Here is a 13,863-nt window from a genome sequence, read left to right on the forward strand (position 1 = left end):
AGCTTCCGCACCCCCCCCCCCCCCTCGCCCCCCCCCCCCCCCCCCCTCCCCCTCCCCCCCCCCCCCCCCCCCCCCCCCCCCCCCCCCCCCCCCCCCCGGGCCCGTGCGCGTACGGGGGGACCTCAGGCGTTCGCCGGCTCCTCGGCGGCGGCGACCGCCAGGACCGGGGCGGGGGAGCGGCGGGCGGTGAGGGCGGCGTACACGAGGCCGCCCGTCAGGCCGGACAGGACGAAGGAGCAGTCCACGCCGCCGGTGAGGGCGAGCAGCGGGCCCTCGTAGAAGGGGGTGGTCACGGCGAGCAGGCCGATGCCCGCGCCGATCGCCCAGGAGGCCGTGGCCGCGACGTTCCAGCCGGAGCGGTACCAGTAGATCCCGCCCACCGAGCGGCGGTTGAAGACCTGGAGCGCGTCGGCGTCGTAACGCCCGCGGCAGCGCACGTACCCGATGAGGGTGATCACGGCCCAAGGGGTGCCGATCGCGGTCAGCAGCAGTACGAACGAGGTCATCGCGGACTGCACGTCCCACTCGAAGGAGCCGATGAAGACGAAGGCGGTGGAGACCGCCGCGGCGACCAGGGTGGCCGTGGTCCGGGTGGCCTTGGGCACGATGGCGTCGAGGTCGAGGCCCATCGAGTAGAGCATCAGCCCGGCGTTGCCGACCGAGCCGGCCGCGGCGGCGGCGAGCAGCGGGATCAGGTACCAGACGGGCGAGGCCGCCACCAGCGGGCCGGCGTACTCGGCTCCGGCCCGGGCGGCGAGTGCCGTGAAGGTGCCGAACAGCTGCGGGATCAGGAGGCCGAAGAGCAGTCCGAACCCGGTGGCCCAGAGCACCTTGCGGGAGCTGTGCCGGTGCGGGGAGATGTAACGGGTGTAGTCGCCGAGCAGCGTGATGAAGGCGACCGGGCCGCTGAGTCCGGCGGCGACGGCGGCGAGGATCCAGGTCGGCCAGAAGGAGCCGAGCAGGTACGCGGTGTCCGGCGGGGCGACGGTGGTGAAGTCCCCGGAGTAGGCGAAGACGCCGATGGCGAGCAGCACCACCATGCCGATGGCCAGGATCTTGCTCATGCGCAGCAGCAGCCGGTAGCCGAAGACGGCCGCGACGACGGTACACGCGGCGAGTACGCCGTACATCATGCCGCGCGTGGCGCCGGTGTCCGGCAGCCCGGTGAGCCGCGAGAGGACGCCCACCATCACGTCGCCGCCGATCCACAGGGTGAGCGCGGTGTAGCCGAGCGAGAGCAGCAGACCCACCACCGAGCCCACGAGCCGGCCGCGGACGCCGAACTGTGCGCCGCTGGAGGTCGAGAGGTTGGTCGCGGTGCGCAGGGAGACGAGCGCCAGCGGCGCGGTGAAGGCGATACCGACGAGCGTGCCGGTCACGATGGCGGTGACCGAGGGCCACAGGCCCAGTCCGAAGGACGGGGGCAGCCAGCCGAAGACGATCACACCGAGGCAGAGGTTGGACCCGAGAAGGATCGAGATCAGGTCACGGGGACCGCTCGTCCGCTCGTCCTCGGGGATGGTGTCGACTCCGCGCTGTTCGATGGGCATGGGGGGACTCCCTTGGCAGGGCGGGGGGTGGTTGCGCTTTGTTTGAGCGACACTCAATGTGACTCAAGGCCGGCCCTCAGGTCAATGATTCCCTCCGTCGAAATGAAGAGTTAGAGTGATGCTCTAACCCATCGACTCAAGAGGTGGTGGATCGGCGTGCGGCTGACCCCTACGGAGCGCGACCGGCTGCTGCTCCGCAGCGCTGCGGAGCTGGCCAGGGCCCGGCGGGCCCGTGGCCTGAAACTGAACGTCCCGGAGGCCACCGCGCTGATCGCGGACACGGTCTGCGAGGCGGCGCGCGACGGCAAGCGGCTCGCGGAGGCCATCGAGGAGGCCCGCAGCGTGCTGGGCCCGGGCGATGTCCTGCCGGGCGTCGCCGACGTGGTTGCCGAGGTGCACGTGGAGGCCGTCTTCGACGACGGATCCCGTCTCGCGGTGGTCTCGTCCCCCATCCAGGGCGCGGTCCCGCTCGGCGACGACGCCCCGGGCGCGGTCGTTCCCGGACCCGGCGCCCCCCAGCCGGAGCCGGTCCTGCACCTGCACGTGCGCAACACCGCCGCCGTGCCGGTGAGTGTGACCTCGCACTTCCACTTCTTCGAGGCGAACCCGCGGCTCGACTTCGACCGGGCCGCGGCCTACGGGATGCGGCTGTGCGTGCCGGCGGGGTCGTCCGTACGGTTCGACCCCCACGGCGAGGGCGAGGTAGGCCTCGTGCCCATCGGCGGGGACCGGATCGCGATCGGTTTCGCGGGTCTGGTCGACGGGCCCCTGGATGCACCCGGAGCCAGGGACGAGGCCCTGCGCCGCGCGGCGGCCTGCGGCTACCTCGGCGTCACCGCCGAACACGGGGACGGAGGCCGGGCGTGAGCAAGAAGATCCCGCACAGCGATCACTGTGCGCCGGGGAGCCGGCATATCGATCCGTACGAGTATGCGTCGGTGTTCGGCCCGCGGGCGGGGGACCGGGTGCGGCTGGGTGATTCCGGGCTGACCGTCCGGGTGGAGCATGATGCGCAGAGGCCGGGTGACGAGTTCCTGGCGGGTTTCGGGAAGACGGCCCGTGACGGTCTGCATCTGAAGGCTGCCGCGGTGCGGGAGACCTGTGACGTGGTGATCAGCAATGTGCTGGTCATCGATGCCGTTCTCGGTGTCCGCAAGGTGTCGATCGGTATCCGCGGGGGCCGGATCCATGCGATCGGCCGGGCCGGGAATCCCGACACCCTCGACGGTGTCGACGTGGTCGTCGGCACCGGCACCTCGATCGTGTCGGGCGAGGGGCTGATCGCCACCGCCGGGGCCGTCGACACCCATGTCCATCTGCTGTCCCCGCGGATCATGGAGGCCTCGCTCGCGAGCGGTGTGACCACGGTCATCGGCCAGGAGTTCGGCCCCGTCTGGGGCGTCGGCGTCAACTCCCCGTGGGCGCTGAAGCACGCCTTCAGCGCCTTCGACGCCTGGCCCGTCAACATCGGCTTCCTCGCCCGCGGCTCCTCCTCGGATGATGCCCCGCTGGTGGAGGCGCTCGCCGAGGGCGGTGCGTGCGGGTTCAAGGTGCACGAGGACATGGGCGCGCACACCCGGGCCCTGGACACGGCGCTGCGGGTGGCCGAGGAGCATGACGTGCAGGTCGCCCTGCACAGTGACGGGCTGAACGAGTGCCTTTCCGTCGAGGACACCCTGCGGGTCCTGGACGGCCGGACCATCCATGCCTTCCACATCGAGGGCTGCGGCGGCGGGCACGTGCCCAATGTTCTGAAGATGGCGGGCGTGCCGAACGTGATCGGCTCCTCGACCAATCCCACGCTGCCCTTCGGCCGGGACGCGGTGGCCGAGCACTACGGCATGATCGTCTCCGTCCACGACCTCAAGCCCGACCTGCCCGGCGATGCCGCCATGGCCCGGGACCGGATCCGGGCCGGGACGATGGGAGCCGAGGACGTCCTGCACGACCTGGGCGCGATCGGCATCACCTCCTCTGACGCCCAGGGCATGGGCCGCGCGGGCGAGACCATCCGCCGCACCTTCGCGATGGCCGCCAAGATGAAGGGCGAGCTCGGCCCGATGGACGGCGACGGCGAGGGCGACGACAACGCCCGCGTCCTGCGCTACATCGCCAAACTCACCATCAACCCGGCCATCGCCCACGGACTCGCACACGAGATCGGCTCCATCGAGATCGGCAAGCTCGCCGACATCGTGCTGTGGCGCCCGCAGTTCTTCGGCGCCAAGCCACAACTCGTCCTGAAGTCCGGCTTCCCCGCCTACGGCGTCACCGGCGACCCGAACGCCGCCACCGACACCTGCGAACCACTCGTCCTCGGCCCGCAGTTCGGCTCGTACGGGGCCACGCCCGCCGACATCTCCGTCGCCTTCGTCTCCGCCGCGGCCGCGGCCCTCGGCAGCGACGAGATGCCGACCCGACGGCGCCGCGTCGCCGTCCGCGGTACCCGGGGGATCGGCCCCGAGGACCTCCTGCTCAACTCCCGGGTGGGCGCGGTCGATGTGGACGCGCGCAGCGGACTGGTCTCCCTCGACGGGGAACCGCTGCGCTCCGAAGCCGCCGAATCGGTCTCCCTCAACCGCCTGTACTTCCTGTAAGTCAGCACAGCCCGTAAGGACCTGCCTGCCATGACCGCCCATCAGCCCGCCAAGCCGGTCGACGCCGGATTCCGGATGCCCGCCGAGTGGACGCCCCACGAGCGCACCTGGATGGCCTGGCCCAGCCCCAACCCCACCTTCACCAACGAGCAGGAGCTCGCCGAGGCCCGCGCGGCCTGGGGCGCCGTCGCCCGCGCGGTCCGCGCGTACGAGCCGGTGACCCTGGTGGTCTCGCCCGGCGATGCGGACAGCGCCCGTGGACACGTCGGCGACGACGTACAGCTGGTCGAGCAGGAGCTCGACGACGCCTGGATGCGCGACATCGGCCCGACCTTCGTCACCAACGCCGCCGGCGAGCTCGCCGCCGTCGACTGGACCTTCAACGGCTGGGGCGCCCAGGAGTGGGCCCGCTGGGACCACGACTCGAAGATCGCCCGGCACGTCTCGGACGTGGCCGGCACCCGCACGTACAGCACCGAGCTCGTCAACGAGGGCGGCGCCGTCCACGTCGACGGCGAGGGCACCGTGCTCCTCACCGACACCGTCCAGCTGGGCGAGGGCCGCAACCCCGGCTGGACCCGCCAGCAGGTGGAGGCCGAGATCCACGCCCACCTCGGCACCACCAAGGCGATCTGGCTGCCGTACGGCCTGGCCGGCGACTACGGCACCTACGGCACCCAGGGCCACGTCGACATCGTCGCCGCCTTCGCCCGCCCCGGCGTCGTCATGGTCCACAGCCAGCCCGACCCGGCCCACCCGGACCACGAGCGCTGCAAGACCATCGCGGCCATCCTGCGCGCGTCCACCGACGCCCGCGGCCGGCGGCTGGAGGTCGTGGAGGTCCCGGCGCCGACCGTGCTGGAGGAGGACGGGGAGTGGGTGGACTACTCGTACATCAACCACTACCTGTGCAACGGCGGTGTCGTGCTGTGCGCGTTCGACGACCCGCGCGACGAGGAGGCCGCCGAGATCTTCCGCGGACTGTTCCCCGAGCGGACCGTGACCCTCGTTGACGCACGTACGATTTTCGCCGGGGGTGGCGGTATCCACTGCATCACCCAGCAGCAGCCGAAGGTCTGATCCGCAGACGGCCGGCAGCCGACCGACAAGGAGTGGGTCCATGGTGGCGGGTGGAGTGCCGGTACGCGCGGCGCGGAAGAACGCGCCGCCGCGCGAGGACGTACTCGTCGCCGCCATGGCCACGATCGCCGAGCGCGGCCTGGAAGGCCTGACCATGGCCGGACTGGGCCGCGAGGTCGGCATGAGCAGCGGCCACCTCCTCTACTACTTCCGCAGCAAGGACGAGCTCCTGCTGCAGACCCTGGAGTGGAGCGAGGCGGAACTGGGCGGCGAGCGGCGGGCCCTGCTCGCCCGCCGCGGTCCGGTGAGCGAGCGCCTGCAGGCGTACGTGGACCTGTACGTCCCCACCCGCGCCCGGGACCCGCACTGGACGCTGTGGCTGGAGGTCTGGAACCGCTCCCAGAACGCCGGCCCCCAGGAGCGCGACCGGCAGGCGGCCATCGAGGGTGCCTGGCACCGCGACCTGGTCGCGCTGCTCGCCGAGGGCATCTCGCGCGGGGAGTTCCGCCCGGTGGACGCCGAGCGAGTGGCGACCCGCGTCCGCGCCCTGCTCGACGGATTCAGCATCCAGCTGGCGGTGGGCCTGCCGACGCTGGACCGCACGGCGATCCTCACCCACGTGAGGGAATTCCTGACGGAGACCCTCTCCCCACGGCCCTAGCCGGAGCGCGCGTCTCAGCCCGTCGCGGCGTTGCCCGCATGCTGAGATGCCTGTCCATCCACGGCGAGCGGTGTGGCACACTGCCAGCGTGCCTGCTCAGCTCATGATTATCGCCAGCAGCGCGCCGGTCCCCAGTGGCCGCTGAACCGTGGAAGAACTTCGCGGAAGCGGCCACCGTGCCTCGGACCCGCGCGCAGACCTCTCGCTACCCGCGAGAGGTCTTTTCGTTTCCCGGACCATCCCTGCCGGGACCGGACCGCGCGCGATGATGGGGGCAGTGGATGCCGGGCATATCCGGAACCACTCATCCGACAGGAGTCAGATCAGCATGACGACGACACCAGAGGCGGCAACCGTGCTGTCAGAGGGCCTGGACGACAGCTTCCACGTCTTCGACACCACCCTGCGTGACGGCGCCCAGCGCGAGGGCATCAACCTCACCGTCGCCGACAAGCTGACGATCGCCCGGCATCTGGACGACTTCGGAGTGGGCTTCATCGAGGGCGGCTGGCCCGGCGCCAACCCCCGTGACACCGAGTTCTTCTCCCGCGCCCGCGCGGAGATCGCCTTCAAGAACGCCCAGCTGGTCGCCTTCGGCGCGACCCGGCGCGCGGGCGGCTCGGCCGCCCAGGACCCGCAGGTGCGGGCCCTGCTGGAATCCGGCGCCCCGGTCATCACGCTCGTCGCCAAGTCCCACGACCGCCACGTCGAGCTCGCCCTGCGCACCACCCTCGACGAGAACCTGGAGATGGTCCGTGACACCGTCTCCCACCTGGTCGCCCAGGGCCGCCGTGTCTTCGTCGACTGCGAGCACTTCTTCGACGGCTACCGGGCCAACCCGGAGTACGCCAAGTCCGTCGTACGCGCCGCCCACGAGGCCGGCGCCGACGTGGTCATCCTCTGCGACACCAACGGCGGCATGCTGCCCGCCCAGGTGACCGCCACCGTCGCCACCGTCCTCGCCGACACCGGCGCCCGCCTGGGCATCCACGCCCAGGACGACACCGGCTGCGCCGTCGCCAACACCCTGGCCGCGGTGGACGCGGGCGCCACCCACGTCCAGTGCACGGCTAACGGGTACGGCGAGCGCGTCGGCAACGCCAACCTCTTCCCCGTCGTCGCCGCCCTGGAGATCAAGTACGGGCGCAAGGTGCTCCCCGACGGGGCGCTCGCCGAGATGACCCGGATCTCGCACGCCATCGCCGAGGTCGTGAACCTCACCCCCTCCACGCACCAGCCCTACGTCGGCGTCTCCGCCTTCGCGCACAAGGCGGGCCTGCACGCCTCGGCCATCAAGGTCGACCCGGACCTCTACCAGCACATCGACCCCGAGCGGGTCGGCAACACCATGCGGATGCTGGTCTCCGACATGGCCGGCCGCGCCTCCATCGAGCTCAAGGGCAAGGAGCTCGGCGTCGACCTCGGCGGGGACCGCGCGCTCATCTCCCGGGTCGTGGAGCGGGTCAAGGCGCGGGAGCTCCGGGGCTACACCTACGAGGCGGCCGACGCCTCCTTCGAGCTGCTGCTGCGCGCCGAGGCCGAGGGCCGCGCCCGCAAGTACTTCCGTATCGAGTCGTGGCGGGCGATCGTCGAGGACCGCCCGGACGGCACCCACGCCAACGAGGCCACGGTCAAGCTGTGGGCCAAGGGCGAGCGGATCGTCGCCACGGCGGAGGGCAACGGCCCGGTCAACGCGCTGGACCGGGCGCTGCGGGTGGCGCTGGAGCGGTTCTACCCGCAGCTCGCCAAGTTCGAGCTCGTCGACTACAAGGTCCGCATCCTGGAGGGCACGCACGGCACGGAGTCCACGACCCGCGTGCTGGTCGCCACGACGGACGGTGAACGCGAGTGGTCCACGGTCGGCGTGGCCCCGAACGTGATCGCGGCGTCCTGGCAGGCCCTGGAGGACGCGTTCACCTACGGCCTGCTGCACGCGGGCGTCGAACCCGCCGAGTAGCCCGCCAGGTCCGTGTCGTCGGCCCGCGTCCGCCGGACCTCACCTCGCCGGGCTTCGGCCCGGCGGGGGCCCTTATGTCCTGCTCACACGGGAAAGTACCGGTTCCGGTAGCGTCTTGGATATGAAGACCAGGCTGATGTCCATACGCTTCGGATCGCTGCTGGCCGGTCTGCTGCTGGGGCTGTCGGCGACCGCCCTCGTCGCCGCGCCGCAGGCGTCGGCGGCCACCGGGGTCGCGGCCGTGGGGGAGGCCCTCAAGGAGGGCCCGGTCTACGTCGCCCCCGGGGCCGAGGCGCAGCTGTCCACGGCCCAGGCGGACGCGCTCGCGAAGAAGATCAAGGATGCGGGGAAGCCGGTGTTCGTGGCCGTGCTGCCGGCCACCGCCGAGTTCCCGCCGGACAAGGTGCTCGGTGCGGTCCGTGCCGAGACCGGGATCACCGGGCTCTACGCGATCCGGCTCGGCGACGGCTTCGATGCCGGCGCCGACAGGGTGGTCATGCCGAACCAGGCCGTGCGCAACCTGACCGAGGCCGTGAAGACCGGCGCACCGGTCAATGCGAACACACAGCTCAACAACTTCGTGGACCAGGCCCTGACCCAGGTCAAGGGCAGCGCCCCCGCCTCCTGGGGCACGACCGGAGCCGACCAGGGCGCCCCGGTCGGCGGACTGATCGCCCTCGGCGCGGTGGCCGTGGTGGGCGGCGGCGGTGCGTACGCGCTGGTCCGCCGCAACCGGAAGCAGAAGGAACAGATCCGGCGCGAGGCCGTCGCCCGGCTGGCCGTGGTCGTCGACGAGGACATCACGGCCTTCGGCGAGGAGCTCGAACGGCTCGACTTCCACCCCGGCGAGCCCGGCGCCGACGACGCCATGCGCAAGGACTACGAGCAGGGGCTCGACTCGTACGAGAAGGCCAAGCAGATCATGGCCTCGGTCCAGCGCCCCGACGAGGTCAAGGGCGCCACCCAGGCACTGGAGGACGGCCGCTTCGCGCTGGCCACCCTCGATGCGCGCCGGCAGGGCAGGCCGCTTCCCGAGCGCCGCTCGCCCTGCTTCTTCGACCCGCGCCACGGGCCGAGCGCCGAGGACGCCACCTGGGCTCCGGCCGGCGGGGCGGCCCGCAGCGTGCCGGTCTGCACGGCGGACGCCGTGCGGCTGCGCGACGGCCTGGACCCGGCGGTCCGCACGGTCGAGACGGAGCACGGGCCGCGGCCGTACTACGACGCCGGCCCGGCGTACGGTCCCTGGGCCGGCGGGTACTTCGGCGGCGGCATCCTGCCCGGCCTGCTGGTGGGCACGATGCTCGGTTCGATGATGTCCAGCCCCGCCTACGCCTCGGACTTCGGTGGCGGCATGGGCAGCGGCTTCGAGGGCGGGGACGTCTCCGGGGCCGACTTCAACCCGTCCGACTTCGGAGGCGGGGACTTCGGAGGCGGAGGGTTCGACGGGGGCGGCGGCTTCGACGGCGGGGGCGGCTTCTAGCCGCCCCCAGTTCCGGCCGTCGGGGAGCCCGCCCGTCAGGCCTGCTTGATGGCGGAGATGTCGAAGGTCAGCTTCACCTTGTCGCTGACCATCACACCGCCGGCCTCCAGGGCGGCGTTCCACGTCAGGCCCCAGTCGGAGCGCAGGATCTCGGTGGAGCCCTCGAAGCCGACGCGCTCGTTGCCGTAGGGGTCGGTGGCCGAGCCGTTGAACTCCAGGTCGATGGAGAGCGGGCGCGTGACGTCCTTGATGGTCAGCTCGCCGGTGATGCGGTACGTGTCGCCGCCGAGCTGACGCGCCTCGGTGGAGCGGAAGGTCATCAGCGGGAAGGTCTCGGCGTCGAAGAAGTCGCCGCTGCGCAGGTGGCCGTCGCGGTCGGCGATGCCGGTGTCGACGGAGGCGATCTTCACGTCGATGGAGGCGGTGGAGCGGGCCGGGTCGGCGCCGTCCAGGTGCAGGGTTCCCTCGTGCTCGGTGAAGGCCCCGCGGACGTTGGTGACCATGGCGTGGCGGACGGTGAAGCCGATGCTGCTGTGTGCGGGGTCGATGACGTAGTGACCGGTGAGCGCGGCGAGCGCCGGGTCCACTTCCAGCGTGGCGACGGCGGCGCCGTCCTGGACGTTCACGTTCTGGCTGCGGCGGGTGAAGAGACCCATGACTTGCTCCTCGGTAGTGTGCTGCTCGGTCTGAAGAATCTGTTGAATCTTCAACGACTTCAACGAGAATGACGCTAGACCCATTCCGTTTAAATTTCAACATCTAGGCGGCGTGTCAGGCAGTTTTGTGAAGGTCCCACAACGAGCGAGCGCCTCGTCTGGCGGAGTCCGTACATCCACTGGGCGTACTGTGCGGGCCGGACAGCGGAAGTCTTCCGAGACTGTGAGGAATGAACGGAGGTTTTTCATCGCGATCTTCGTAAGGTCGGTACATGACCGTTGTGGACCAGACCCCGAGCGAGCCGACGGACGCCCGAGGGCGCGTGGCCGAGCTGCACTCCCTGCGTGAGCAGGCCAGGCGCGGCCCCAGCGACCGTGCGACCGAGACGCAGCACGCGAAGGGCAAGCTGACCGCCCGTGAGCGCATCGCGCTGCTGCTCGACGAGGGCTCCTTCCGGGAGGTCGAGCAGCTGCGCCGGCACCGGGCGACCGGGTTCGGCCTGGAGAACAAGAAGCCCTACACGGACGGTGTGATCACCGGCTGGGGCACGGTCGAGGGCCGCACGGTCTTCGTCTACGCGCACGACTTCCGCATCTTCGGCGGCGCGCTGGGCGAGGCCCACGCCACGAAGATCCACAAGATCATGGACATGGCCATCGCGGCCGGTGCCCCGCTGGTCTCCCTGAACGACGGCGCCGGTGCCCGTATCCAGGAGGGCGTCTCGGCGCTGGCCGGCTACGGCGGCATCTTCCAGCGCAACACCAAGGCTTCGGGCGTCATCCCGCAGATCTCGGTCATGCTCGGCCCCTGCGCCGGCGGCGCCGCGTACTCCCCGGCCCTGACGGACTTCGTCTTCATGGTCCGCGAGACCTCGCAGATGTTCATCACCGGCCCGGACGTGGTCCGCGCGGTGACCGGCGAGGAGATCACCCAGAACGGCCTCGGCGGCGCCGACGTCCACGCCGAGACCTCCGGCGTCGCGCACTTCGCGTACGACGACGAGGAGACCTGCATCTCCGAGGTCCGCTACCTCATCTCGATGCTGCCCTCCAACAACCGCGAGAACCCGCCCGTCCACGAGACGGCCGACCCGGCCGACCGCCGCAGCGAGGTCCTGCTGGACCTGGTCCCCGCCGACGGCAACCGCCCGTACGACATGCTCAAGGTCATCGAGGAACTCGTCGACGAAGGCGACGTCCTGGAGATCCACGAGCGCTGGGCCCGCAACATCATCTGTGCCCTCGCCCGGATGAACGGCCAGGTCGTCGGCATCGTCGCCAACCAGCCCGGCCACCTCGCCGGCGTCCTGGACATCGAGGCCTCCGAGAAGGCCGCACGCTTCGTCCAGATGTGCGACGCCTTCAACATCCCGATCATCACCCTCCTGGACGTCCCCGGCTTCCTGCCGGGCGTCGACCAGGAACACGGCGGCATCATCCGCCACGGCGCCAAGCTCCTGTACGCGTACTGCAACGCCACCGTCCCGCGGATCTCGCTGATCCTGCGCAAGGCCTACGGCGGCGCGTACATCGTCATGGACTCCCAGTCCATCGGCGCCGACATCACCTACGCCTGGCCGACCAACGAGATCGCCGTGATGGGCGCCGAGGGCGCGGCCAACGTCATCTTCCGCAAGCAGATCGCGGACGCCGAGGACCCCGAGGCCATGCGCGTGCGCATGGTCAAGGAGTACAAGGCCGAACTGATGCACCCGTACTACGCGGCCGAACGCGGCCTCGTCGACGACGTCATCGACCCCGCCGAGACCCGCGAGATCCTCGTCAGCGCCCTCGCGATGCTCCGCAACAAGCACGCCGATCTGCCGTCCCGCAAGCACGGCAACCCGCCGCAGTAACCGCGAAGGAGACCTGCCACCACATGAGCATCACCGCCGACACCCTGCTGAAGGTCGAGAAGGGCAGCGCCGCGCCCGAGGAACTGGCCGCGATCACCGCGATCCTCCTCGCCCGCGCCGCCGCCACGCCCGAGGAGACCCCGGTGCGCGTGCCCGGCCAGGCCGGCTGGCGCCGCCTGGAGCGCACGCCCGGCTTCCGCGCCCCGCACAGCTGGCAGGGCTGAGTTCCCGAGCCCAGAAGGCCCCGCACCCGTCCAGGGTGCGGGGCCTTCCGCGTACCCCCGCGGGGGCGCCGTACGCGCGAGGCCCCGAAGGCGCCCGGGAGACGCAGGAACGCCCCATGGCGAAGGCCCCCGCGTCGTGTGACACGGGGGCCTGTCGGATGCGGCAGGGCTGCTACCGCAGGCGCGCCATGAGGGCGTGCTCGACGAGCGTGATGAGCGCGCTCTTGGCGTCCGCGCGGTGGCGGGCGTCGGTGGTGATGATCGGGGCGTCCGGGCCGATCTGCAGGGCCTCGCGGACTTCCTCCGGGGTGTAGGCCTGGTTCCCGTCGAAGCCGTTGAGGGCCACGACGAACGGCAGGCCGCTGTTCTCGAAGTAGTCGACGGCGGGGAAGCAGTCGGCGAGGCGGCGCGTGTCGACGAGCACGACGGCACCGATGGCGCCGCGGACCAGGTCGTCCCACATGAACCAGAAGCGGTCCTGGCCCGGGGTGCCGAAGAGGTACAGGATCAGGTCCTGGTCGAGCGTGATGCGGCCGAAGTCCATGGCGACGGTGGTGGTCGTCTTGTCACCGGTGTGGGTGAGGTCGTCGATCCCGGCCGAGGCGCTGGTCATCACGGCTTCGGTGCGCAGCGGGTTGATCTCGGAGACCGCGCCGACGAACGTGGTCTTGCCCACGCCGAAGCCGCCCGCCACCACGATCTTCGCGGAGGTGGTGGAGCGAGCAGGAGCCGCTCCGCCGTTAGAGCTTGCGAAGTCCACTGAGCACCCTTTCGAGCAGTGTCACATCTGGCTGGCCACCGGCAGACTCGTCGCCGCCGGGCTGGTGAATGGCGACAAGGCCCGCCTCCGCCAGGTCGGCGACGAGGATGCGGGCGACACCAAGAGGAATGGAGAGAAGTGCCGAGATCTCCGCGACGGATTTGATCTCCTGGCACAGGCGGCAGATGCGCTGGTGCTCGGGCAACTGCCCTTGCAGACGCGCGGGATCCGCCGTGGTACTGACCAGCGCCTCGATGGCGAGCTGGTAGCGCGGCCGAGTACGGCCGCCGGTCATCGCGTACGGGCGCACCAGCGGGTTGTGGGCCTTCGGCGCCGGCTGCCGCGCGGCGCGCGGAGGCTGCTGCTGAGGCATCTGGTACTGGGGCTGCTGGGGCTGTCCGTACGGCTGCTGCTGGTAGGGGTTCTGCTCCGGCACGGGCCGGCTCGGTGCGGAGGGAAAGTTGAAGCGGTTCTGGTCGTGCCCACCCTGCGGCTGCTGCGCGCCGCCATAAGGATGTCCTCCGGGTGTTGTCACGTTTCCTCCTCCGACTCCAAGTACGCAGTACTCCCTGTGGAACCGCGCCACCGCACCCTATGGTGCGATGGCGCGAAACGCACTGCCTGTCTGCTAGTTGAGAAGACTTCCTTGCAGCTCGGCGCGCAGATCCGGGGTGAGGACACTGCCCGCGCGATCCACCAGAAGAGCCATCTCGTAGCCCACGAGGCCGATGTCGCACTCCGGGTGCGCGAGCACCGCGAGGGACGAACCGTCCGAGACGGACATGAGGAAGAGGAATCCCCGGTCCATCTCGACCACGGTCTGGTTGACGGCGCCACCCTCGAAGATGCGAGAGGCACCGGCGGTCAGCGAGGTCAGTCCGGAGGCCACGGCCGCCAGCTGATCGGCGCGGTCGCGCGGAAATCCGTCGGACATCGCCAGAAGAAGGCCGTCGGCGGAGACCACCACCGTGTGGGACACCCCGGGGGTGTTGTCCACGAAGTTGGTGATCAACCAGTTCAGGTTCTGTGCCGCCTGGCTCAT

General features: G+C 70.8%; 13 protein-coding genes. 8 read left to right on the plus strand and 5 right to left on the minus strand.

Features of this window, described 5'->3' with window-relative positions; all coding sequences use genetic code 11:
* Window positions 1-122: 122 nt before the first annotated feature.
* A complete protein-coding gene (locus ACZ4YL_RS07970; RefSeq protein WP_468114614.1) occupies window positions 123-1,550 on the minus strand; it encodes a cytosine permease in 1,428 nt (475 codons plus the stop codon).
* A 156-nt stretch (window positions 1,551-1,706) separates the two neighbouring features.
* Between ACZ4YL_RS07970 and ureA the strand changes: the two genes are divergently transcribed.
* From ureA to ACZ4YL_RS08000, 6 genes are all read left to right on the plus strand, one after another.
* Entirely contained in the window at window positions 1,707-2,417 is a 711-nt protein-coding gene (gene ureA, locus ACZ4YL_RS07975; protein WP_468114616.1) for an urease subunit gamma, read from the plus strand.
* Window positions 2,418-2,464: 47 nt separating this feature from the next.
* The gene (locus ACZ4YL_RS07980) at window positions 2,465-4,147 is read left to right on the plus strand and encodes an urease subunit alpha (RefSeq protein WP_468114841.1); all 1,683 of its coding nucleotides are present in this window, start codon (window positions 2,465-2,467) and stop codon (window positions 4,145-4,147) included.
* A 30-nt stretch (window positions 4,148-4,177) separates the two neighbouring features.
* A complete protein-coding gene (locus ACZ4YL_RS07985; protein WP_468114618.1) occupies window positions 4,178-5,227 on the plus strand; it encodes an agmatine deiminase family protein in 1,050 nt (349 codons plus the stop codon).
* 40 nt (window positions 5,228-5,267) lie between these two features.
* A complete protein-coding gene (locus tag ACZ4YL_RS07990) occupies window positions 5,268-5,888 on the plus strand; it encodes a TetR/AcrR family transcriptional regulator (RefSeq protein WP_468114620.1) in 621 nt (206 codons plus the stop codon).
* Window positions 5,889-6,216: 328 nt separating this feature from the next.
* A complete protein-coding gene (cimA, locus tag ACZ4YL_RS07995; protein WP_468114622.1) occupies window positions 6,217-7,845 on the plus strand; it encodes a citramalate synthase in 1,629 nt (542 codons plus the stop codon).
* A 121-nt stretch (window positions 7,846-7,966) separates the two neighbouring features.
* A complete protein-coding gene (locus ACZ4YL_RS08000; RefSeq protein ID WP_468114624.1) occupies window positions 7,967-9,325 on the plus strand; it encodes a hypothetical protein in 1,359 nt (452 codons plus the stop codon).
* A gap of 35 nt (window positions 9,326-9,360) precedes the next feature.
* On the opposite strand, the gene ACZ4YL_RS08005 is transcribed toward ACZ4YL_RS08000, so the two are convergent.
* On the minus strand, window positions 9,361-9,981 hold the full coding sequence (locus tag ACZ4YL_RS08005; RefSeq protein WP_468114626.1) for a YceI family protein: 621 nt from the start codon (window positions 9,979-9,981) through the stop codon (window positions 9,361-9,363).
* A gap of 272 nt (window positions 9,982-10,253) precedes the next feature.
* Here ACZ4YL_RS08005 and ACZ4YL_RS08010 point away from each other — a divergent pair, with 272 nt between their 5' ends.
* Both ACZ4YL_RS08010 and ACZ4YL_RS08015 read left to right on the plus strand, forming a co-directional pair.
* Window positions 10,254-11,837 carry an acyl-CoA carboxylase subunit beta gene (locus ACZ4YL_RS08010; RefSeq protein ID WP_468114628.1) on the plus strand — a complete coding sequence of 528 codons (1,584 nt, stop codon included), beginning with the start codon at window positions 10,254-10,256 and terminating at the stop codon, window positions 11,835-11,837.
* Between the two features lie 23 nt (window positions 11,838-11,860).
* A complete protein-coding gene (locus ACZ4YL_RS08015) occupies window positions 11,861-12,061 on the plus strand; it encodes an acyl-CoA carboxylase subunit epsilon (RefSeq protein WP_468114630.1) in 201 nt (66 codons plus the stop codon).
* Between the two features lie 172 nt (window positions 12,062-12,233).
* Here ACZ4YL_RS08015 and ACZ4YL_RS08020 read toward each other — a convergent pair whose 3' ends face one another.
* From ACZ4YL_RS08020 to ACZ4YL_RS08030, 3 genes are all read right to left on the minus strand, one after another.
* Entirely contained in the window at window positions 12,234-12,821 is a 588-nt protein-coding gene (locus ACZ4YL_RS08020; RefSeq protein WP_215149809.1) for a GTP-binding protein, read from the minus strand.
* On the minus strand, window positions 12,802-13,356 hold the full coding sequence (locus ACZ4YL_RS08025; RefSeq protein ID WP_030016788.1) for a DUF742 domain-containing protein: 555 nt from the start codon (window positions 13,354-13,356) through the stop codon (window positions 12,802-12,804). Before ACZ4YL_RS08025 ends, ACZ4YL_RS08020 begins: the two co-directional genes overlap by 20 nt.
* A gap of 93 nt (window positions 13,357-13,449) precedes the next feature.
* On the minus strand, window positions 13,450-13,863 hold the full coding sequence (locus tag ACZ4YL_RS08030; protein WP_030037347.1) for a roadblock/LC7 domain-containing protein: 414 nt from the start codon (window positions 13,861-13,863) through the stop codon (window positions 13,450-13,452).

This window comes from Streptomyces sp. NPDC030021, assembly GCF_055574035.1.

What these genes read in the sequence shown, in the direction of transcription:
- ACZ4YL_RS07970 (WP_468114614.1), bottom strand. Translation starts at nt 1,550, where the DNA reads ATGCCCATCGAACAGCGCGGAGTCGACACCATCCCCGAGGACGAGCGG.
- ACZ4YL_RS07985 (WP_468114618.1), top strand. Translation starts at nt 4,178, where the DNA reads ATGACCGCCCATCAGCCCGCCAAGCCGGTCGACGCCGGATTCCGGATG.
- ACZ4YL_RS07990 (WP_468114620.1), top strand. Translation starts at nt 5,268, where the DNA reads ATGGTGGCGGGTGGAGTGCCGGTACGCGCGGCGCGGAAGAACGCGCCG.
- cimA (WP_468114622.1), top strand. Translation starts at nt 6,217, where the DNA reads ATGACGACGACACCAGAGGCGGCAACCGTGCTGTCAGAGGGCCTGGAC.
- ACZ4YL_RS08000 (WP_468114624.1), top strand. Translation starts at nt 7,967, where the DNA reads ATGAAGACCAGGCTGATGTCCATACGCTTCGGATCGCTGCTGGCCGGT.
- ACZ4YL_RS08005 (WP_468114626.1), bottom strand. Translation starts at nt 9,981, where the DNA reads ATGGGTCTCTTCACCCGCCGCAGCCAGAACGTGAACGTCCAGGACGGC.
- ACZ4YL_RS08010 (WP_468114628.1), top strand. Translation starts at nt 10,254, where the DNA reads ATGACCGTTGTGGACCAGACCCCGAGCGAGCCGACGGACGCCCGAGGG.
- ACZ4YL_RS08015 (WP_468114630.1), top strand. Translation starts at nt 11,861, where the DNA reads ATGAGCATCACCGCCGACACCCTGCTGAAGGTCGAGAAGGGCAGCGCC.
- ACZ4YL_RS08030 (WP_030037347.1), bottom strand. Translation starts at nt 13,863, where the DNA reads ATGAGCCAGGCGGCACAGAACCTGAACTGGTTGATCACCAACTTCGTG.